This window comes from Paradevosia shaoguanensis (assembly GCF_016801025.1).
Classification (GTDB): domain Bacteria; phylum Pseudomonadota; class Alphaproteobacteria; order Rhizobiales; family Devosiaceae; genus Paradevosia; species Paradevosia shaoguanensis.
In genome coordinates this window covers 3,810,092-3,830,561 of the sequence record NZ_CP068983.1, presented here as the reverse complement: position 1 = coordinate 3,830,561, position 20,470 = coordinate 3,810,092, and the positions used below count along the sequence as shown (strand labels likewise).

Sequence of the window (20,470 nt, the reverse complement as noted above, 5' to 3'; positions counted from 1 at the left end):
GTCCTCCCTCGTGCCGCAATGCGACAATGGCCACGTCCGACAAGCGAGGGAGCGAGGATGAATCTCAAGCCGGGCATTGCCTGGATCATCGGTGGAGGCTCGGGGATCGGCGCGGCCGTGGCGCGCGAGCTCGCCGGACGCGGCTGGCAGGTTGCCATTTCGGGCCGCCGCCTCGAGAGGCTCGAGGAAGTCGCCGCTTCCCATCCCGGCATCCACGCCTACCCTCTCGATATCACAGATGCCGAAGCCGTTGCCGCAACGGTCGCCGCCATCGCTGCCGATTTCGGTCGAATCGACCTTCTGCTCTACGGCGCGGTCGCTGCCACCGGAACGCCGCCCGGCTCCTACAATGCCGCTCCTTTCGCCGCGGCCTTCGACGTTAATGTCATGGGCCTCGTGCGCCTCCTCGATCCCGTCATCACCCAGATGAGTCGGCAGCCCACCGGCGGCCAGATCGCGGTGATTTCCTCCCTGGCCGGCTATGTCGGGCTGCCGCGCGGCGGCGCCTATGCGGCCACGAAATCTGCGCTGATCACCCTCTGCCAGACCATGCGGGTCGAACTCGAACCCAAACGCATCATCGTGCGACTCATCACGCCCGGCTTCGTCAAATCCGAGCTGACGGCACGCAATCGCTACCGCATGCCGATGCTGATGGAGACCGAGGATGCCGCCTGGCGGATCGTGGATGGCCTCGTGCGCTCCACGCGCTTCGAGATCGCGTTCCCCTGGCCGATGGTATTTGTGATGAAGGCGGCAAGGCTGCTGCCTTACCGCCTTTTCTTCTGGCTCTCGGCCCTGACGCTGCGCGCCAGGTAAGCCGGCGTCACGCCGGACGGCGATATTGGTAGATACCGACGTCGATATTGCCTTCGGTGAAGCCTGCCTCGCAGTAGCAGAGGTAGTAGACCCACTTGCGCTTGAATTCCTCGTCGTAGCCAAGCGGCGCAATCATCGGCCAACGCTCGAGGAAGCGCTCGCACCAGAGGCGCAGCGTGCGGGCGTAGGAGAGCCCGAACGTCTCCACCTTCTCCAGCACCAGGCCGACTCGCTCGCTCTGTTCGCGCATGGCGGTCTTGGTCAGCAGCATGCCACCGGGGAAGATGAAGCGCTGGATGAAGTCGGGGCCGGATTTGTAGCCCTCGAACTCGTCCTCATCGATGGTGATCGCCTGGATCGCCGCCGTGCCGCCCGGCTTGAGTCGGTCGTGGACCGCCTGGAAATAGGTCGGCCAGTGCTCTTCGCCCACGGCCTCGATCATCTCGATCGAGCCGATATGGTCGTACTCGCCCCTGGTGTCGCGATAGTCCTCGAACTTGAGCGTCACGAGGTTATCGAGCCCCTGCTTGTGCATGCGCTCCTGGGCGAAGGCCAACTGCTCGCTGGATAGCGTGATGCCGTAGAGATGGGCGCTGTAGTCGCGCGCCACCGTCTCTGCGAAGCCGCCCCAGCCACAACCGATCTCCAGAACCGACTCGCCTTCCTTGACGCCCGCCATGTCCGCGATGCGCCGATACTTGGCGTGCTGAGCTTCCTCGAGGCTCTGGTCACCCGAGGTGAACACCGCCGACGAATAGGTCATCGAAGGGTCGAGCCACTGGCCGTAGAAGTCGTTCCCGAGGTCGTAATGCTCGGAAATGTTGGCCTTGGAGCCCTCGCGGGTATTGGCCCGCGAGATGTGGTAGGTGAGGTCCTTGGCGGCGCGGCGGAAAAAGCCACGGCCGGCATCCTCGAACATCTTCTTGTTCTGCACGAAGAAGCGGAACAAGGCCGTGAGGTCGTCCACCTCGATATCGCCGCTGATATAGGCGGCGGCGAAGCCCACCGTGCCACGGCGCATGGCTTCGCCGATGACCTTGAAATTGTTGAGCTTGAGCACCGAGTGCAGCCCCGTATGGGGGTTGCCCAGCGTCCGGCTGCGGCCGTTCGGGAAAATAATCGTAACGGCTCCCTGTTCGGGCGCCTTGAGCAGGCGACCGCCCACCCATTCGATAAAGCCCGACATCAGGCGAGTCCCCAGCCCAGGCTCACCAAGCCTCTGATCTACTACGCTTTTAGTCATATTTGATTATCCGCACCGGGCCCGATGAAGTGGCCCGTTATCGCCTATCTTCCGCCGAAATTTAAATGTCCCTGATATGCGTCCGCGACCGAAAAGCCCCCGGTCTGCGGTCGGTATTCAATGAATACCTTATTCCGCATCATCAAATATGCAAGCGGCAGTTTCAAGAGATTCCAGACTGCCGGAGCGGAAAGGCTTGCCAATACAAGACTTTGAAATCGCCTAACGTGTCGGCGGCTGTGCGATGTCGACGACGCGCAATTGCACCTGCTCGCGCCCCTGCCAGTGGTCGATTCCGAGTGTCCCGGCGATGTGGAGCGGCGCGTCGTTTCCGGCATTGAGCAGCAGGTCGCCGGTCGGTTGCCCGGCTGCGCGGAAGGCAATTGCCTTGAGTCGCGCGCCATCGTCCGAAGTCAGCGTGAAGCGGACATGCCCGCCCTGCCCCACGACCTCGGCGAACTTGGCCTTGTGCGCCGGGAACACGAAAGTCGGCGTCGGATTGCCCGAGCCGAACGGCCCTGCCCGCTCGACCTCATGAACGAATTCGGGCGACGCCCCGCGCGCGGTCAGTGCCGCGTCGATCGGCAGCGCCGTTGCAGCCCTTGCTGCGCTAACCTGTGCGACCAGTGCCTCGGCCATATGCGCGCGGAACGGCCCAAGCTGGCCCGATCGTATCGTCACGCCCGCCGCCATTGCGTGGCCGCCGCCCTTGGGAATCAGCCCCGCCTCCACGGCCTCGATCACCGCGCGCCCCAGGTCGACGTTCGGCATCGACCGTCCCGAGCCGGTGCCCGTACCATCCGGCCCAAGCGCGATGGCAAAGGCTGGCCGCTCGAACCGCTCACGCAGCCGCGCCGCGATGAGGCCAACGACGCCCGCGTGCCAGTTTTCCGACGCCAACACCAGCACTGGTGGCCCGTCGCCATTGCCGATCTCGGCCTCGGCAACGCGCGTCGCCTCCTCGACCGCTTCGAGTTCGATCCGCTGCCGCTCGGTGTTGAGCTCATCGAGTCGCGCCGCTACCGCCAGGGCTTCATGCTCGTCATCGAGGGTCAGCAGTCGCGTACCGAGCGCCGCGTCGCCGATGCGCCCGCCCGCATTGATGCGGGGCCCGATGAGGTAGCCCAGATGATAAGGATTGAGCGGCCCGTTGATGCGCGCCGCCAGGGCCAGCGCGGAGATCCCGCGATTATTGCCGCGCCGGGCGACTTCGAGGCCCCGCAGCACGAAGGCGCGGTTGAGCCCAACAAGCGGCACCACATCACAAACCGTGGCAAGGGCCACGAGGTCGAGCATGGCCATCAGGTCGGGCAGCCCGGAGCGCCCCATATTGCGCAGTTCGCGGTTCGCCGCGACCAGCACCATGAAGGTCACGCCGGCCGCGCAGAGATAGCCCAGCCCCGAAACGTCATCCGGTCGATTCGGATTGACGATGGCCGTCGCCTCGGGAAGCTCGAAGTCCGACAGGTGGTGGTCGATCACCAACACGTCGACGTTTCGTGAACGAGCATGGGTGATCGGCGCGTCGCTCGTCGTGCCGCAGTCGAGCGTGATGATGAGGTTGGCCCCGCCATCGATCAGCTTGTCGATGGCCGCCACGTTCGGCCCATAGCCCTCGAATATGCGGTCGGGGATATAGACCTGCGGATCGAGCCCGAAATGGCGCAGGAACCGGCTCATCAGCGCACAGGAGCACGCGCCGTCGACATCGTAGTCACCAAAGAGCGCCACTCGCTCGCCATCGACGATCGCCCGCGCCAGCCGCGCGACGAGCTTGTCCATGGCAGTCATGGTCGAGGGATCGGGCATCAGGTCGCGTATGGTCGGATTGAGGAAGCTCTCCGCCTCGTCCGGCCCGATGCCGCGGCCGGCGACGATGCGCGACAGGATCTCCGAAAGGTCCGTACGCTGCGAAATGGCCTGCGCGATGCGGCTGGTATTGGCATCGAGCCTATCCACCCAGGCGCGACCGGTGGCCGAGCGCGAGACATCCAGGAAATAGGCACGTTCGTCGAGCATGGGCCGACCTAACCGCGTTTACCGGGCAAGGTCGAGGCCAAATGCCAGGTTATGCGCAGGTCTTCCATGTGGTTGTCACGATTGGGAGTCAGCGTAAAATCGAGGAAAAGGGGGAGATGAGCATGCAGGTATTCGAGGTCAGCATCGCCATACCGGGCCAAGCCGCCGAAACACTGACCGTCCAGGACGAGCGCAGTCTCGACAAGCTCTCGACGGCGCTCGTCGATAACGGCTTCATCACCACCGAGGAAGTGCGAGTGGTGTGGACCGGCATCGAGTATCAGGGCCGAACCAACGAATACAGCGCCGTCGAACCGGTTGGCGAGATCGCGCTGTATGCGGGAAACGTGCTCTTTATCCGCCGGCTGGAACTCGAAACCTAATGTTCGACGAGGGTGCTTATCACTAGCGGGACACAAGCCCCCGATCCACGCCCCAACCACTGACCTTCCCCGGACTTGATCCGGGGCCTATTCCACCGCTCCACTCGAGTGGAGATATCCGTGGGCCCCGGCTCTGCGGCCGGGGAAGTACGGTGGGTGGGTCTCGCACAAACCCTAGCGCGCGTGCTGCGCCTTGATCCAACGAACGGTCTGGCTCCAGGAGCGCATCACGATAGTCGAAGTCACCACCTCGTCCTTCCGGAACTTCACGCCCTCAAGCAGGCTCCCGTCGGTCACCCCCGTAGCCGCGAACAACACATCGCCCGAGGCCAGGTCAGTCACGCCATACTTGCGGTTGGGGTCGGTGATGCCCATGCGCAGCGCCCGCTCGCGCTTCTCGGCCGTGTCGAGGATCAGCCGACCCTGCATCTGCCCGCCGATGCAGCGCAGCGCCGCCGCCGCCAGCACGCCTTCAGGCGCACCGCCCGAGCCGAGGTAGATGTCGATACCGGTGTCTTCGGTATTGGTCGCATGGATCACGCCGGCAATATCGCCATCGCTGATGAGCTTGACCGCCACGCCGGTCGAGCGCAGCTCTTCGATCAGCGCCGCGTGCCGCGGGCGATCGAGCACACAGGCAGTGATCTCGGAAACCGGCACGCCCTTGGCCGCGGCCAGTGCCCGCACATTCTCGGCAGGCGACTTGTCGAGGTCGACCGTTCCGGCGGGATAGCCGGCGCCGATAGCGATCTTGTGCATGTAGACGTCGGGTGCGTTGAGCAGGCCGCCGCGCTCGGCCATGGCCAGAACGCAGATCGAATCCGGCTGGTTCTTGGCGCAGAGTGTCGTGCCTTCGAGCGGATCGACCGCGATGTCGACGCCGGGGCCTTCGCCGCCGCCGACCTCTTCGCCGATGAACAGCATCGGCGCTTCGTCGCGCTCGCCCTCGCCGATCACGATCCGTCCGGCAATGGCGATCTTCTGGAGTTCGGCGCGCATCGCCTCGACGGCTGCGGCGTCCGCGGCTTTCTCGTCACCCTTGCCGCGCCAGCCGGCAGCAGCGATGGCTGCGCTTTCGGTCACGCGGACCAGTTCGAGCGTGAGATTGCGGGCGATGACCGCCCCGTTGCCGCTGCCGTCTGTCGAGTTCAACTTCATGCGCTTGTCCCCTTGGCCCCAACCAAGGGGCAAGATCAGATTTTCTCGATGCGGATGAGCTGCGGCTCACCCACGATGAAACCATCGCTGGCGATCTGGGCAATAGTACCGCGGACCGTCGCTTCCATGGTTTCGTGGGTAAGCAGCACGACCGTGCGGGTCGCAATGCCGTCCGCGGCAGGGTCGCTAACACGCAAGTCTGGCCGCTGGATGACACTCTCGATCGAGATGCCCCGCTCGCCCATGCGCGAAGCAATAGCAGCAAGCGCGCCGGGAACATCCTTGGCATTTAGTCGGATGTAGTAGCCGCCCTCATGCGCCCGCATCGGTGCCTGGCGATAGGGCGTGAGTTCGTGGCTCGGCACGCCGAGCGGCGGCACGCGCGTACCGCGGGCGATATCGAGAATGTCAGAGAGCACGGAGGAAGCCGTCGGCGGGCCACCCGCGCCCGGGCCGGCCAGCAGCAGTTCGTGCACGTAGTCCGTCTCGAGCGCGATCGCGTTCAGCACGCCATCGACACCCGCCACCGCACTACTCTTGGGCACGAGCGTGGGATGTACCCGCTGCTCGATTCCCTCCGGAGAACGCTGGGCAATGCCCAGCAGCTTGATCTTGTAGCCGAGGTCGGAGGCGACCTTGATATCCGCCTGCGAGATGCCGGTGATACCCTCTACGAAAATCTCGTTGGGCGCGATCTCGCACCCGAAGCAGAGGCTGGCAAGGATGGCGAGTTTATGAGCGGTATCGAATCCTTCGACGTCGAAAGTCGGGTCAGCTTCGGCATAGCCGAGCGCCTGCGCGTCGCGAAGGCATTCCTGGAAGGAGATGCCCTCGTTGCCCATCCGCGTCAGGATATAGTTGCAGGTGCCGTTCATGATGCCGTAGACGCGCCCGATGCGCGCCGAGCCCAGGCCTTCGCGCAGCGTCTTGATCACCGGAATGCCGCCGGCAACGGCCGCTTCGAAGCCAAGCTGCGCGCCGGAATCCTCGGCAATCCGCGCCAGGGCCACGCCGTGCTTGGCCAGCAGCGCCTTGTTGGCGGTCACCACCGGGCGCCCCGCCTCGAGCGCAGCGCGCACGGCGGCCAGCGCCGGCCCGTCCTCGCCGCCGATCAGCTCGACGAAAAGATCGATCGAATCGGACTTGGCCAGGGCCACCGGATCGTCGAACCATTCGAGGCCCGAAATATCGATGCCCCGGTCGCGCGAGCGCGAGCGCGCGGCAACGGCGGTAACCACGACCTGGCGCCCGAGCTTCTTGTTGAGCTCGACGCCATCGTTCTGGAGAATCTTGACGAGCGTCGCCCCGACATTGCCGAGGCCAGCCACACCGATGCGCAGCGGCGCCAGCGCGGAAGCATCGCCCTGCTCCTGCATCGCCTTGAGGATACGCGCACGCGTATCCGAGCGCGGCTCGCGCCCCTCACGCAGGTCGAAGACGAACAGCGGATCGCCGGCAATCGCTCGGCCGAACCGGGTCGGAGTCCAGCCGCGCTGCGCAATGAAGGCTTCAACGGCTTGGCGGAAAGAAACTATGTCGCTCATGGCGCGACACATGAATAGGAAACTGCCTGCACGTCAATAGGAGAAAATTGATAACAGAAACTGCGCAATTCCTGTTATCGTTTGCCTTCACCAAGGAGGTGGATCATGAACGTATCAATCGGCGAACGCTGGGAAGAATTCGTAGCCGAAGCCGTCCGCAGCGGCCGCTACGGATCGGTGAGCGAAGTCGTCCGCGAAGGTTTGCGGCTCGTGGAGGAGCGAGAAACCAAGCTCAAGGCACTTCGCGAGAGCATCCAGGCAGCTCTGGATGAAGGCGGCTCTCATAGCTGGGAAGACGTCCAGATGGGGCTGAACGAAGAGTTGAAGGCATGGCAGGCCGGCAAGCCGGTCCATAAATGAGGAAGCTGGTCCTTACGACGGCCGCCAGACGCCAGATAATCGAGATCGGCATCTTCGTCGCGGACCAGTCACAACGCCCGGAACTGGCAACGAACATTATCGCTCGGATGGGCGAGCAATGCAGCAAGCTCTCCACCCTCCCCGGCACACTTGGCAGGCCAAGGCCAGAACTCGCGCCGGATCTGCGCAGTTTCCCGTTCAGGGGGTATGTTATCTTCTTCCGCTACCTGCCTGACGCAGTCGAGATCGTGGCGGTCCTGCACGGCCACCGCGACGTCATCGCCTATTTCGACGATGACGCCGGGCCTTGAAGATCAGACCTTCGCGTTGGCCTGCATGGGCACCACGTTGCCGTGGCTCGGCACGCCGCCGAGGAACTTCTTGATGGCGCGAGCGGCCTGCCGGATGCGCTGCTCGTTCTCGACGAGGGCGAGGCGGATGTACTGGTCGCCGTATTCGCCGAAGCCCACGCCCGGCGCCACGGCCACGCCGGTCTCCTGGATAAGCAGCTTGGCGAATTCGAGCGAGCCGAGATGGGCGAACTGGTCGGGGATCGGCGCCCAGGCGAACATGGTCGCGCCCGGGGATGGGATGTTCCAGCCGGCACGGCCGAAGCTCTCCACCATCACGTCGCGGCGCAGCTGGTAGATCTTGCGCACGTCCTCGATCACCTCGTCCGAGCCGTTGAGCGCGGTCGCCGCGGCCACCTGGATGGGGGTGAAGGCACCATAGTCGAGATACGACTTCACGCGCGCCAGCGCGGAGATCAGCCGTTCGTTGCCCACGGCAAAGCCGACGCGCCAGCCGGGCATCGAATAGGTCTTGGACATCGAGGTGAATTCCACGGTGATGTCGATGGCTCCCGGCACCTGCAGGACGGACGGCGGCTGCACGCCGTCGAAATAGATCTCGGCATAGGCCAGATCCGACAGGATGAAGATGTCGTGCGCCTTACAATACTTGACGACCTCGGCGTAGAAATCGAGATCGGCTACGTAGGCGGTCGGGTTGGCCGGATAGTTGAGAATCAGCGCGATCGGCTTGGGAATCGAGTGGCGCACGGCGCGGTCGAGCGTACGCAGGAAGTCCTCATTGGGGTCCGCCGGCATCGAGCGCACCACGCCGCCGGCCATGATGAAGCCGAACGAGTGGATGGGATAGGTCGGGTTGGGCACGAGCACCACGTCGCCCGGCGCGGTGATCGCCGCCGCCATGTTCGCAAAACCCTCCTTGGAGCCGAGGGTCGCCACCACCTGCGTATCGGGGTTGAGCTTCACGCCGAAACGACGGCCGTAATAGGAGGCCTGGGCCTTGCGCAGGCCCGGAATGCCCTTGGAAGTCGAGTAGCGGTGTGTGCGCGGATCGAGCGCGGTTTCCTGCAGTTTCTCGACGATATGGTTCGGCGTGGGCAGGTCCGGATTGCCCATGCCCAGGTCGATGATGTCCACGCCATTAGCTCGTGCCTTGGCCTTGATCGGATTGATGTGATCGAACACGTAAGGCGGAAGGCGGCGGATGCGATGGAAATCTTCGCTCATTTAGTCCTCTGTGGGCCGTTGGCTCGCTTGGCCCGGTTGACCGGCATGGCAGAATGTCTGCGCATGGTGCGGCGGTAAGTAGAGTGTCCGCGATTATCGCGGAATTATGGTGTGGATTTGCTTAAGCCCGAAATGGGCGCACGGCCGGGCATTTCGCCGCGGCTTCAGATCGATTTCGCTCCTCCCAGCCGCCCGGCGGCCTGTGGGAAGAGCTAGCGAGCGTTTGCCGCTGCCCTTGAAACGCCTTGGGCGACCGCCAACATCGGGGCGAGGGCTGCCGCAGCCGGACGCGCGTCATCAACCCGGAGATTTCCGGGGATAGCCGTCGAAGCGATGGCAACCATAAGCGGCATCTCTTGCCCTAATATTGCGATTTTTGTAATGAAACCAGCATGTGCTGAGCCTTTTCTACTTGTCCGTCGTCGCCTTGTAAATGGCTGCTGACGGGGGCTTGGCGCAGATAGGGACAATGAGGTTTGCATGGTAAAGCGCATTGCCATTGCCACGATCGGCACGCAGGGCGATGTCCAGCCATATCTGGCCTTAGCCGTTTCATTGAAGGAACGCGGCTATTCCGTCGTTCTCGGTGCAACTGCCGAGTTCGAGCCGATGGCGAGGAATTACGACATCGAGTTTGCGAGCCTCGGCTCGAGCATCCAGTCGTTCCTGCAGACGTCGCGCTTCGACAAGGCGATGTCGCAGAACATGTTGCTGAACGCCCCTGCCCTGCTGCGACAGGGCCAGCGGATCGTGGACACCGCTGCCCGCCTCGCCTGGAACATGGCGCAGGGCGCCGACGCCATCATCCTCAACATGAACACCAGCTTCGGCGTCGACATCGCCGAGGCCCTGCGCATTCCGGCGATTATGGTGGCGCTGCAGCCGCTGAACTCCACCAGCGAGTTCCCGCTCTGCATCTATTACAGCCCCACCTTCGGGCCGACCTTCAACAAGCTCAGCTACACGGCCATGACCGTGCAGCAGATCTACTACAACCTGCCCCGCAACAAGCTGCGGCGCGAGCTGATGGGCCTCGAATCGCGCAAGAAAGGCGGCTTCTTCCGCAATACGGACGGCACTCCGCTCACGACGCTCTATGCCTATTCGAGCCTGGTTTCGCCGCGCCCGCGCGATTGGCCCAAGAACGCCATCGTCACCGGCTATTGGCAGCTCAGGGATCGCTCGGATTGGCAGCCCTCTCCCGAGTTCAAGAAGTTCCTCGCGGCCGGTGAGGCTCCCGTCTATATCGGCTTCGGCTCGATGCCGTTCGGCGCTGAACGCAACACGCAGATTCTCAAGGATGCCGTGAAGGCATGGGGCGGCCGCGCCGTCGTGGCTCGCGGCTGGGGCGGCATCAATCCGGCCGACCTGCCCGAGAACATCTTCGCCTTCGAGAAGGCCCCGCACGACAAGCTCTTCCAGTATGTGAGCGCCGTGGTTCACCATGGCGGCGCGGGCACGACCTCCGCCGGCCTCACGCTGGGCAAGCCGACCTTCGTCGTGCCGCAGACGGTGGACCAGCCCTATTGGGGCCGCCGCGTCTACGAACTTGGCTGCGGCCCCAAGCCGGTGCGGCTGCGCAAGCTGACACCGGAGACCCTGGCGACCGCATTGCAGGACCTCACGACCAACGCGTCTTACCGCAGCCATGCCCAGGCATTGGGTGAGAAGCTTCAGGCCGAGAAGGGCACGGATAACGCCATCAAGGTCATCGAGCGCGTCATGGCCCATTACGTGCCGCGCGAGGAGAGCCGCAAGCGCGCCTAGGCTCGCCTGCTCAACTGGTAGGAATAGATCCCGCCCACGATCAGCGGGATCAGCACTGCCAACAGGAACCCGGCGAACAGCACGAGCGGGTGTATCGGCAGCAGCGCAAGGATTGCAAGCAGGAAGCCGCCGGCCATCATCAGCATGCCGACCAGCCGATGCGTTGCGCGCCAGTTGGCGTGGTCGGCGAGGGTCCAGGGCAGCCTGATACCGGCGAAGCGATTGGGCTGCGACTTGGGCAGGACGTTACCCGTCACGATCAGCAACAGCGCCATACCCAGCATGATGAGTTGTACCATGGCCACTGGCATTCCGAGGCCGGTGAGCAGCAAGCCACTCTGGATCGTCAGGAACAAAACCAGCAGCGCCGAGATGATCACCCCCAGTCCGTACTTGCCACCCTCCACCTGTTCGCGCGGCATGTAACGCACGACGGCGGCGAAGAGACCGCACATGGCCAGCACGATCACCGGCATCATCAGGAATGCCTCGGTTCGGCCCGCGAAACGATCGGCCTGCCCGTCCGGCCCCCAATGCACCGGCAGGATCGCGTCGGCAGGTACAGCGACGAAGGCATAGGCCGTCACGGCCGCCAGCAAGGCGAGCAAAAGCAGATTTATCCTCGTCAGGACGACATCGCGTATCATTCGTCGCGTTCCTTGAAAGCGAGGAAGCCGGTGAGCGCTTCCTCCAGAATGGAGAGGTTGAGGTGATAGATGAGGCTGGTGCCCTGCCGCTCGACGGCGACGAGTTCGGCCTCCTTGAGTTTGGCGAAATGAACGGAGAGCGTCGGCTTGCTCAAATCGAAGTGCTCGGCGAGTTCGCCAGCGCTGAGCGGCCCCTTTTTCAGGAGGCTCAGGATTTTCCGGCGAACCGGATGCGACAGCGCTTCGAAAACCGCGTTAATGCTCATATGCCATAATTAGTCTATTTTCTAATTAGTCTCAAGACGAATATTTGGGCAAAAGAAAAGGGGCCCGGAGGCCCCTTCCCTGTCTGCGATGAGGCGCGGCTACTCTGCCGCGACGGCGACGGCGTCGAGTGCATCAATGCCTTCGGCCGCGTCGTACTGCGCCTGGTTGAGGATACCCTGGCGCTTGGCCACGATGGTTGGCACCAGTGCCTGGCCGGCGACGTTGACCGCCGTACGACCCATGTCGAGGATCGGGTCGATCGCGAGCAGCAGGCCGACGCCCTGAAGCGGCAGGCCGAGCGTGGAGAGCGTCAGGGTCAGCATGACCACGGCACCCGTGAGGCCGGCAGTCGCTGCCGAGCCGATCACCGAGACGAAGGCGATCAGCAGGTATTCCTGGAGCCCAAGCGGGATCTGGTAGAACTGGGCGACGAAGATCGCGGCGATGGCCGGGTAGATGGCGGCACAGCCGTCCATCTTGGTCGTGGCGCCAAGCGGCACGGCGAAGGCGGAATATTCGCGCGGGACGCCAAGGTTGCGTTCGGTCACGGCCTCGGTCACCGGCAGGGTGCCGATCGAGGAACGCGAGACGAAAGCGAGCTGAATTGCCGGCCAGGCGCCCTGGAAGAAGCGGACGGGATTGAGGCCGTTGGCCGAGAGCAGCGCCGGGTAGACCACCAGCAACACGATGGCGAGGCCGATATAGACGGCGACGGTGAACCAGCCGAGCGAAGCCAGCGCATCCCAGCCATAGACGGCCACGGCATTGCCGAGGAGGCCGATCGTCCCGATCGGGGTCAGGCGAATGACCCACCACAGGATCTTGCGGGTGATCGAGAGCAGCGAGCGGTTGAACGCGAGGAACGGCTCGGCCTTGTCGCCCACCTGCAGCGCGGCGATGCCGACGGCGATCGAGACTACGAGTATCTGGAGGACGTTGAAGTTGAGCGAAGTCGTCGCGCCGCTATCGGCCACCTTGGTCGAGGCCTGGAGGCCAAAGACGTTGCCCGGCACGATGCCCTTGAGGAAGTCGAGCCACGAGCCGGTCGAAGACGGTGCCTTCGCAGCCTCCTGCGCAACGGTTGCGGTGGTGCCCGGCTGGATGATGAGGCCGAGGGCGATGCCGATGACCACGGCGATCAGCGCGGTGATAGCGAACCAGAGCAGCGTCTGCCAGACGAGTTGGGCGGCATTGTTGAGCTCACGCAGCTTGACGATGCTGGCGACGATGGCGGTGAAGACCAGGACCGGGACCAGGGCGCGCAGAAGCTGAACGAAGATGGTGCCGATGGTCGAAAGGGTCGTGGTGAGCGCGTTGGCTGCGCCATCTGGACCCGTGCCGATCTGGCGAGCGATGTAACCGAGCACGAGACCCACGACCATGGCGGCGAGGACCTGGAACCCGAACGAAGTGTAGAACGGCTTGGACGGGCTCCGTCCAGCAGCGAGTGAAGCGTTTGACATAACGAATCTCGAAAAATTGCCTCGCGGGACGGCTGGTGGAATCCACCCTGCCCCGTTTGAAAAAGAGGGTAAGCCGTCTGCTGCCTAAAAGAAGCGCAGCGCTTTGCCTTTATCTTAGGCAGTGCGGAAAGTTCGTCTCAACTTCGCCGATTGTCGGCAAGTCGCTGCTACGAGGCCGATCGCGCGGTCAAAGATGCCAATCGTGCCAGCAGCACCGGAACGGCCAGCGCAAGCGGAAAAGCGATGATGAGCGTCGAGGGGAATGGCTGGAGCCAGGCAAGCGCCCCAAGGGCGATGGCTGCGACAACATAAGCCCATCCCGCAATCATGTGCGTACGCCGCCAGACGCCGTCATCAGGCATGGCCCAGGGCAGTCGCAGGCCGGCATAGGTATGCCGCTCCGCCTCGCGCAGCAGGATACCGAGCAGCAGCAATCCTGCAGCCACGGCAAAGGCGAGGATGCGGATGATGTCGAAGTCGGAGCCGTTGGCGATCATCAGCAGCCCGAACTGGATGCAGACGCCAAGGGCCAGAACCGCGCTCAGCGCCGGCTCGACCACATGGCGGGCCATTTCGAGACGGTTCTTGGGCACGAGCAAAGCGCCGAATCCGAAGGCCATGGCAACGACGACGGCGATCACCGGTACGACGGCGAAGGCGATCTCGGGCGGCCAGATCCAATCGGGCTGGCCATGCGCATCCCAATGCATCGCCAATCCCTCGTCAACGGGAACCTTGTAAGCAGCCGTGCCGGTGATCGCGATGATCACCCCGAGCAGCAGGATATGGAAGCGGGTGATGATGCTCTTGGCCATGGCGGACATGTGGGCCGGATGGGGCAAAAAGAAAAGGGCCGGTTTCCCGGCCCTTCGCAAAATTTTCGTATTCCAGAGAAGCTTAGCGCTTGGAGAACTGGAACGAACGACGGGCCTTGGCGCGGCCGTACTTCTTGCGCTCGACGACGCGGCTGTCGCGGGTCAGGAAGCCGCCCTTCTTGAGGACGCCACGCAGCTCGGGCTCGAAGTGGGTGAGCGCCTGCGAGATGCCATGACGGACAGCACCGGCCTGGCCGGAGAGACCGCCACCGGCGACGGTGACGACCACGTCGTACTGGTCAACGCGGCCAGCGGCCACGATCGGCTGACGCAGGATCATCTGCAGAACCGGACGGGCGAAGTAAGCCAGGTAGTCCTTGCCATTGACGGTGACCTTGCCGTTGCCCGGCTTGATCCAGACGCGAGCGACGGCGTCCTTACGCTTGCCGGTGGCATAGGCGCGGCCCTGGTCGTCAAGCTTCTGCTCGTACACGGGGCCGGCATTGGCGACGGGCGCCGCGGTGCCGAGGTCTTCGAGGGAGTTGATGGTCTCGGCCATATTACTTCACCCGCACATTCTTGGAGTTGAACGAGGCAACGTCGAGCTTTGCGGGCTGCTGTGCCTCATGGGGATGCTCGGCGCCGGAGTAAACCTTGAGGTTACGCAGCTGGGCGCGGGTGAGCGGGCCACCCGGCATCATGCGGCGCACGGCGTTCTCGAGCACGCGCTCGGGGAAACGACCCTCGAGCAGCTGGCGGGCCGTACGGTCCTTGATGCCGCCCGGATAGCCGGTGTGCCAGTAGAAACGGTGCTGATCGATCTTGCGGCCGGTCAGCTTCACCTTGCCCGCATTGATGACGACGATGTTGTCGCCCATGTCCATGTGGGGGGTGAAGGTGGCCTTGTGCTTGCCGCGCAGACGGGAGGCGATGATCGAAGCGAGACGACCGACCACCAGACCTTCTGCGTCGATCAAGATCCACTTCTTCTCGATCTCGCTCGGTTTTGCCGAGTAAGTGCTCATGGTGAATTTCCCTAAAATCGGAAGGCGGCGCCTGGGGCACCGCCGGTTTCGTGGCGCGGAATTACAGGGACTCAGAGGACCCGTCAAGCACAAAGATAAATCGCAGCAAAATCAATCACTTACAATCGCGGTATAATGATACCACAAACTAAGCCTTTGATGCGCGGCGCATATCTACCAGGTACGAGATCGTCGCGGCGAGCAGGAGGAAAGCCACCACCTGGTGTGCCACGCCGAGCTCGACCGGGATCACCAGCAGGAGCGTGGTAATGCCCAGCGCAACCTGGAAGAGGATGAGCGCCGAGAGACGCGGCAACCACTTGTGAACGCCGCCGAATCCGCCAGTCGTGCTCTGCTGCCACAGGCGGAACGCGACATAGGCAACGATGACATAGGCGATGCAGCGATGGATGAACTGCACGGTCGTGGTGTTCTCGAAGATGTTCTTCCAGAAGGGATCGAGCGTTGCCATGCCCGGCGGCACGAAGCTATCGCCCATCAGCGGCCAGGTATTGTAGGCGAAGCCCGCATCCAGCCCGGCGACGAACGCGCCAGCGATGAGCTGGATGAAGATCAGCACCAGAAGCGCAATCGCACCCCACCATTCGGCGGGCGTGACCTTGGTCGCGGGCACATCGGGCTCGAGGCTGCGCGCCACGCCGACGAGCGCCATGAGCAGCAAGGCGGCTGCGCTCAGGTGCGCGGCAAGGCGGTATTGGGAAACTGAGGTCAGTTCGCTCAGGCCCGAGGAGACCATCCACCAGCCGAGTGCGCCTTGCAGCCCGCCCAGCACGAAGAGGATGCCCAGCGGGGCCGCCAGGTTCCACGAGAAGCGCTTCTGCACCAGGAACACGACGAAGGGGATCGCGAAGGCGAAGCCGATCATGCGGCCTAGGAAGCGATGGATCCACTCCCACCAGAAGATGGACTTGAAGTCCTCCACGCTCATCCAATGATTGTTGACCTGGAATTGCGGGATCTGCCGGTAGCCCTCGTACTCAGCCTGCCAGTCAGCGTCGGTAATCGGCGGGATGATGCCCGAGATCGGCTTCCAGGTCGTGATCGAGAGGCCCGAGCCGGTGAGGCGCGTGATGCCGCCGACAGCCACCATGATCAGCACCAGGACCGCGATGACATAGAGCCAGATGCGCACCGGGCGCAGGCGGTCGGCGGGCTTGTGGGCGGAGACGGAAGTGCTGGTGTCGATGCTGGCCACGGCAGTTTTCTGGGTATCGGTTTTTCGGCGCGAGTGGTAAGCCCGGGCCACTGCTTTTGGCAACGGGCGTAAGGTCGCATGACGCAAAGTACCAGAAAATTGATCGGGGTGCTTCTGACCCTGGCGGTGCTCGTCGGCTACGCGCTGATCATCATGGTGATCTACGACACCTACCTCACCGGCCTGCCTCAGCCAGTGCTGCTGCTCTTCTTCGTGGTGGCCGGCCTCGCCTGGTGCCTGCCGGCCATGGCCATCATTCGCTGGATGGCAAAGCCCGACAAGACCTGACTATTCTTCCACCCGCCCAAGCAGCGAGAAGAGCCCGCCAGTCGCGAAGACATCGACATAGCGTTTGGACTGGAAGAGCCCGTTGAGCGACACGCGCGGCAGCGACCAGAGCTGCTCCTTGTCGCGCGAGTAGAGACCACCCGGCAAAGTCGTCACCGCCGACACAAAGCCGAGCTCGCGCGCCAGCCCGTATTCGCGAGCGCCGGCGCTGGGCTTGCCCCCAATCGGGAAGGAAAAATGGCGCGGCCGCTTGCCCGTGCGCTGCTCCAGGATCGTCACGGAGTCCGCCATTTCCGTGCGCGCTTCCGCTTCAGGCAGCTTGGATAGCTCGTAGTGATGGACGGTATGTGCGCCAATCGTGCAAAGCGGCTCAGCGACAAAGGTCTGCAGCTCATCCCAGTTCATGATGAGATTTCGGCAATGCGCCTCGATATCGAGGCCATAGGCCTCGCCGAGGTCGCGGATCAGCGCAACGCGTTCATGCTCCGGCATTTTCCGCATGCGTGCATAGAGTTCATCATAAGCCCGCCATTTCTCGGCAAGCGACGCACTGGGCAGGTAGTCTGTTCCGTTTCGACCGGGCACCGCCACGGCGTCACGTCCGGCAATGATGTCCTCGATTGCCTGCCACCACACCTCGCCGACGCCGTCGATGAAGGCCGTCGCCACGTAGAGGGTAAAGGGCGCCGAGTTCGCGCGCATGATTGGCAGGGCGTATTGGAGATTGTCGCGGTAGGCATCGTCGAAGGTGAACACCACGAAAGGACGTTGCCGCTCCTCGGCGCGGAGCCGGCTGATCGCTTCGTCCATGGTGACGATATCGAAGCCCAACTCGCGGACGCGCTTGATGGTGAAATCGAGGAAGTCGGGCGTTACCTGCAGGATGGCATTGGGCGAAAACCGCGCCGGTTTCTCCGGCAGGACGCGGTGCAGGGTCAGGATCAGCCCCCTGCTCTGCGAACGGCTCCGCACCAGGGCCGGCACCTGACTAAGCGCCAGCAGCTCGAAGGCGCCCCGGATAATCGCGTATTTGGCCGACATCACGCGGCTCGTCGCGCCGGTACCGGCACCACCTGGATCAGTTGATAACCCAACACTTCGGCGTCCCCCCGTGCCGCAGCAATTTCCTCCGAGGTCACATCCTGGTTCGTGACCAATACGAGCCGGCAATCCAGGCCGGCGAAGACGGGCAGTGACGATGTTACTCCGACGCGGCCGGTCGACACGATCACGGCCTCGCAGATATCGGCCAGCGCCTCGACCAGCGTAACCGGCTTCATGGACCGGCGGTTGATCGTGGCAACCTGGCCCCACGGCACTTCGGAAAGCCCCTCGCGCACCGATTTCTGCACGACATCGCCGAAACTCACAAGGTCTGCGGCAAGATCGGTGAGGCCTGGTTCATCAGAAGGTAAACCGCTGCCGGCATCGACACGCGCCAACGACAGGCCACGCCGCAATGCATCGCCGATCAGGCTTTCGGCAACCGCCGCACATTCGGATTGCGAGCCGACCGCCGCCAGCAGCACGACGCGGGCGCGACCGATGCCGATATCGGCGGAGAGCTTGGTGAGCTCGCTCAGGCTCGGGCGCGGCGCATCGACGACATTGGCAGCGACGGCAGGCGCATCGTCCCCAGCCTCAACCTCGCTCGATGGCTGAGGCTCGGCCTCTTCGACGATTTCGATCGGATCAACGACCGGGGCAATAGCGAACTGATCCTCGGTTACGGTCTCTGGAACGGCAACGACCCTGGCTGCCGCCGGCTCGGCAGACACCTTCGGCTCGGTGCGAGCGCGGACAACGAGCGCCCTGCCCGACATGAGCTCACCAAAAAGGATCATGCCGATCTGCAGCACGAAGGAAACGATGCCGACTGCCGCGAGGATGAACGTCGTCTTGGGAGCAGCCGGCGTCACAGAGGCGGCGGCGAGCGTAATCACCCGCACGTCAGGCAGCGAGGCATTGATATCAGTACGCGAAGTCGCGTCGCGATAGCGGATCAGATAGCTTTCGAGCAGGTCGCGCTGGGCCTTGGCTTCGCGCTGCAAACCGTCGAGCGTGACGGTCTGACGGGTGGCGTCGCCGGCCGAAGACTTGAGTCTATTCAATTCGTTCTGCAACGAAGTGATGAGATCACTTTCGATCTTGGCCTCGGCCTTGAGCGCCTCGGCGGAGCGCCGCCCTTCGATACCGATCTGCTTATCGATCTCGGCGATCTGGGCGACGATCGCCTGAACGTCCGGATGGTTAGGCAGGAGCGTCGCCAGCTTCTGCGCCTTCTCGCCCTGGAGCTGCGCCTTTTGCTGGGTGAGCTGCTGGATCGTGGCGGAATCGCGAATATCGGTGATGCCTTCGATCGGCTGGCCTTCCTTGAGCATGCCGTCGATGAGGTTGGCACGCGACAGGGCCGTGTTCATCCGCTCCTGCGCCGCCGTGATCTGGCCGGCGACGCTCGACATCTGCTGGTCGACGACGGAGGTATTGGTGCTGCCGCTGGTCAGCAGGTCGTTGTCCACCTTGAACGAGGCGACTTTGGCTTCGGCATCGGCAACCTTCGTACGCAGGCTCTCGATCTGCTGCTCAAGCCAGACAGAGGCCTCGGCGGTATCGGACAGCGAGAGAGCGGCGCGGCGCTGCACGTGGGCATTCGCAATGGCGTTAGCGAGCCGCGCGGCCAGCTGCGGGTCTTCCGAGCGCACGCCGACGGTAATAACCAGCGAGTCCCTGCTGCGCTTGACCGACAGACGCTCGGAGAGATTGGCCAGGATCGTCTCGTCGACATCGCGGGCGGCCGGCTTGCGGCCGAGCAGCGAGCCGATGAGCCCGACGATCGAGGCACCCGGATCGGTGAATTCCTTCACCTCGCGCAAGCCCTGCGTCTCGATCACGCTCTGCAGCGTGTCGCGGGACTTGATGAGTTCGATCTGGCTGGAAATCGCGGAGTCTGCGGTGGATTCGGTCGCGCTTGGACCCGTATCGCCTGCAGCGCGCGTATAAACACTGTCGCGCGGCGCAACGAGGATGCCCGCTTCCGATTCATATGTCTTGGGAACGAAAAGCAGCAGACCATAGGTTGCCGCCAGCAGAAGCACGGTCACGAGAACGATACGGATCTTGCGCGCCCAGATCGCACCAAGCATGGCCCGCATGTCCATGCTCAAATCGCGTTCATCGTGCGACTCGTATGCCATCGGCGCCCCCGTTTCATCTGCTCGCTTATCGGATCGACGTGGTAAGCAATCCGTTAAGAAACTCGCAATTCGCACCTCAACCATCCCCACCTTAAGGGGATTGTTAACCATAGCCGGCACACATTGCGCGCGATGAAAATCGTGGAATTTCAAATGCGCTGGCTGCGATTCTCGCTCGTGATCCTCATGGCACCCCTTGCCGGCTGCGCCGTCAATTCGCAGCCTGCGACCTACCAGGTCGACACCAAGGGCCCCTACAAGCTCGACACTGGCGATACGCTCCGCGTCACCGTCTATGGCGATCCTCAGCTCTCCACGACTTACAAGGTCGATGACAGCGGCTCGGTGGCCCTGCCCCTGGTCGGGCCGGTGGGCGTACGCGGCGCCACCACGCAAGGCGCCTCGACGCGCATCGCCGCTGCGCTGACGCGTGGCTACATGCGTAATCCCAACGTCGCCGTGGAAGTCGCGGAATATCGTCCGTTCTTCATCCAGGGCGAGATCAACAATAGCGGCCAGTTCCCCTATGTGTTCGGCATGACCGTGCGTTCGGCCATCGCGACGGCCGGCGGGTTCAAGGAAACCGCCGATCGCGGCAACGCCATCGTCTATCGCCGCCAGGGCAACGACATGGTCAAGGCGAAGGTCGATCTCGACTTCCCGGTCTTTCCGGGCGATACCGTCGTCATCCTCGAACGCTGGTTCTGAGGCCAGTCGGAACCTA

At 63.4% G+C, this 20,470-nt stretch carries 21 protein-coding genes; 7 read left to right on the top strand and 14 right to left on the bottom strand.

The genetic code is table 11. The annotated features are described in order from the left end of the window. Positions 1-57 precede the first annotated feature (57 nt). Complete coding sequence (locus tag JNE37_RS18665; RefSeq protein WP_203064262.1) at positions 58-819, top strand: SDR family NAD(P)-dependent oxidoreductase; 762 nt, start codon at positions 58-60, stop codon at positions 817-819. Between the two features lie 7 nt (positions 820-826). On the opposite strand, the gene JNE37_RS18660 is transcribed toward JNE37_RS18665, so the two are convergent. Together JNE37_RS18660 and recJ are read right to left on the bottom strand one after the other, a co-directional pair. Next, positions 827-2,005: an SAM-dependent methyltransferase gene (locus tag JNE37_RS18660; protein ID WP_203064258.1), complete on the bottom strand. Its 1,179-nt coding sequence runs from the start codon at positions 2,003-2,005 to the stop codon at positions 827-829. 279 nt (positions 2,006-2,284) lie between these two features. Beyond that, on the bottom strand, positions 2,285-4,081 hold the full coding sequence (gene recJ, locus JNE37_RS18655; protein ID WP_182397416.1) for a single-stranded-DNA-specific exonuclease RecJ: 1,797 nt from the start codon (positions 4,079-4,081) through the stop codon (positions 2,285-2,287). 116 nt (positions 4,082-4,197) lie between these two features. Between recJ and JNE37_RS18650 the strand changes: the two genes are divergently transcribed. Next, positions 4,198-4,464 (top strand): hypothetical protein, encoded by a 267-nt coding sequence (locus JNE37_RS18650; RefSeq protein WP_035039015.1) that lies wholly within the window; start codon positions 4,198-4,200, stop codon positions 4,462-4,464. 174 nt (positions 4,465-4,638) lie between these two features. Here JNE37_RS18650 and glpX read toward each other — a convergent pair whose 3' ends face one another. Then, positions 4,639-5,622 (bottom strand): class II fructose-bisphosphatase, encoded by a 984-nt coding sequence (gene glpX / locus JNE37_RS18645; RefSeq protein WP_052016207.1) that lies wholly within the window; start codon positions 5,620-5,622, stop codon positions 4,639-4,641. 35 nt (positions 5,623-5,657) lie between these two features. After that, entirely contained in the window at positions 5,658-6,998 is a 1,341-nt protein-coding gene (locus tag JNE37_RS18640) for a homoserine dehydrogenase (protein ID WP_052016250.1), read from the bottom strand. Positions 6,999-7,271: 273 nt separating this feature from the next. On the opposite strand from JNE37_RS18640, the gene JNE37_RS18635 reads away from it, so the two are divergent. Together JNE37_RS18635 and JNE37_RS18630 are read left to right on the top strand one after the other, a co-directional pair. Continuing rightward, on the top strand, positions 7,272-7,526 hold the full coding sequence (locus JNE37_RS18635; RefSeq protein WP_203064257.1) for a type II toxin-antitoxin system ParD family antitoxin: 255 nt from the start codon (positions 7,272-7,274) through the stop codon (positions 7,524-7,526). Continuing rightward, positions 7,523-7,837: a type II toxin-antitoxin system RelE/ParE family toxin gene (locus JNE37_RS18630; protein ID WP_035093172.1), complete on the top strand. Its 315-nt coding sequence runs from the start codon at positions 7,523-7,525 to the stop codon at positions 7,835-7,837. The genes JNE37_RS18635 and JNE37_RS18630 overlap by 4 nt, the downstream gene beginning before the upstream one ends. Positions 7,838-7,840: 3 nt before the next feature. Here JNE37_RS18630 and JNE37_RS18625 read toward each other — a convergent pair whose 3' ends face one another. Continuing rightward, positions 7,841-9,064 carry an LL-diaminopimelate aminotransferase gene (locus JNE37_RS18625; protein WP_203064255.1) on the bottom strand — a complete coding sequence of 408 codons (1,224 nt, stop codon included), beginning with the start codon at positions 9,062-9,064 and terminating at the stop codon, positions 7,841-7,843. Between the two features lie 480 nt (positions 9,065-9,544). On the opposite strand from JNE37_RS18625, the gene JNE37_RS18620 reads away from it, so the two are divergent. Beyond that, the gene (locus JNE37_RS18620) at positions 9,545-10,831 is read left to right on the top strand and encodes a glycosyltransferase (protein WP_052016209.1); all 1,287 of its coding nucleotides are present in this window, start codon (positions 9,545-9,547) and stop codon (positions 10,829-10,831) included. Here JNE37_RS18620 and JNE37_RS18615 read toward each other — a convergent pair. From JNE37_RS18615 to JNE37_RS18585, 7 genes are all read right to left on the bottom strand, one after another. Further along, positions 10,828-11,478: an SdpI family protein gene (locus JNE37_RS18615; protein ID WP_203064253.1), complete on the bottom strand. Its 651-nt coding sequence runs from the start codon at positions 11,476-11,478 to the stop codon at positions 10,828-10,830. The genes JNE37_RS18620 and JNE37_RS18615 overlap by 4 nt on opposite strands. Continuing rightward, on the bottom strand, positions 11,475-11,744 hold the full coding sequence (locus JNE37_RS18610) for an autorepressor SdpR family transcription factor (protein WP_200879816.1): 270 nt from the start codon (positions 11,742-11,744) through the stop codon (positions 11,475-11,477). Before JNE37_RS18610 ends, JNE37_RS18615 begins: the two co-directional genes overlap by 4 nt. A gap of 99 nt (positions 11,745-11,843) precedes the next feature. Next, entirely contained in the window at positions 11,844-13,208 is a 1,365-nt protein-coding gene (locus JNE37_RS18605) for a dicarboxylate/amino acid:cation symporter (protein ID WP_035039026.1), read from the bottom strand. A 167-nt stretch (positions 13,209-13,375) separates the two neighbouring features. Further along, positions 13,376-14,023: an SdpI family protein gene (locus tag JNE37_RS18600; protein WP_203064251.1), complete on the bottom strand. Its 648-nt coding sequence runs from the start codon at positions 14,021-14,023 to the stop codon at positions 13,376-13,378. 82 nt (positions 14,024-14,105) lie between these two features. Further along, positions 14,106-14,582 (bottom strand): 30S ribosomal protein S9, encoded by a 477-nt coding sequence (gene rpsI / locus JNE37_RS18595; RefSeq protein ID WP_203064250.1) that lies wholly within the window; start codon positions 14,580-14,582, stop codon positions 14,106-14,108. Between the two features lies 1 nt (position 14,583). Further along, positions 14,584-15,048 (bottom strand): 50S ribosomal protein L13, encoded by a 465-nt coding sequence (rplM, locus tag JNE37_RS18590; RefSeq protein ID WP_035039032.1) that lies wholly within the window; start codon positions 15,046-15,048, stop codon positions 14,584-14,586. A gap of 148 nt (positions 15,049-15,196) precedes the next feature. After that, positions 15,197-16,264: a COX15/CtaA family protein gene (locus JNE37_RS18585; RefSeq protein WP_246513360.1), complete on the bottom strand. Its 1,068-nt coding sequence runs from the start codon at positions 16,262-16,264 to the stop codon at positions 15,197-15,199. Positions 16,265-16,342: 78 nt separating this feature from the next. On the opposite strand from JNE37_RS18585, the gene JNE37_RS18580 reads away from it, so the two are divergent. Beyond that, positions 16,343-16,552, top strand: a complete 210-nt coding sequence (locus tag JNE37_RS18580) for a DUF2842 domain-containing protein (protein ID WP_035093166.1) — start codon at positions 16,343-16,345, stop codon at positions 16,550-16,552. On the opposite strand, the gene JNE37_RS18575 is transcribed toward JNE37_RS18580, so the two are convergent. Then, a complete protein-coding gene (locus tag JNE37_RS18575) occupies positions 16,553-17,593 on the bottom strand; it encodes a polysaccharide deacetylase family protein (RefSeq protein WP_203064248.1) in 1,041 nt (346 codons plus the stop codon). Beyond that, a complete protein-coding gene (locus tag JNE37_RS18570) occupies positions 17,593-19,746 on the bottom strand; it encodes a GumC family protein (RefSeq protein WP_203064246.1) in 2,154 nt (717 codons plus the stop codon). Before JNE37_RS18570 ends, JNE37_RS18575 begins: the two co-directional genes overlap by 1 nt. 153 nt (positions 19,747-19,899) lie before the next feature. On the opposite strand from JNE37_RS18570, the gene JNE37_RS18565 reads away from it, so the two are divergent. Beyond that, on the top strand, positions 19,900-20,454 hold the full coding sequence (locus JNE37_RS18565; RefSeq protein WP_203064244.1) for a polysaccharide biosynthesis/export family protein: 555 nt from the start codon (positions 19,900-19,902) through the stop codon (positions 20,452-20,454). Positions 20,455-20,470 lie beyond the last annotated feature (16 nt).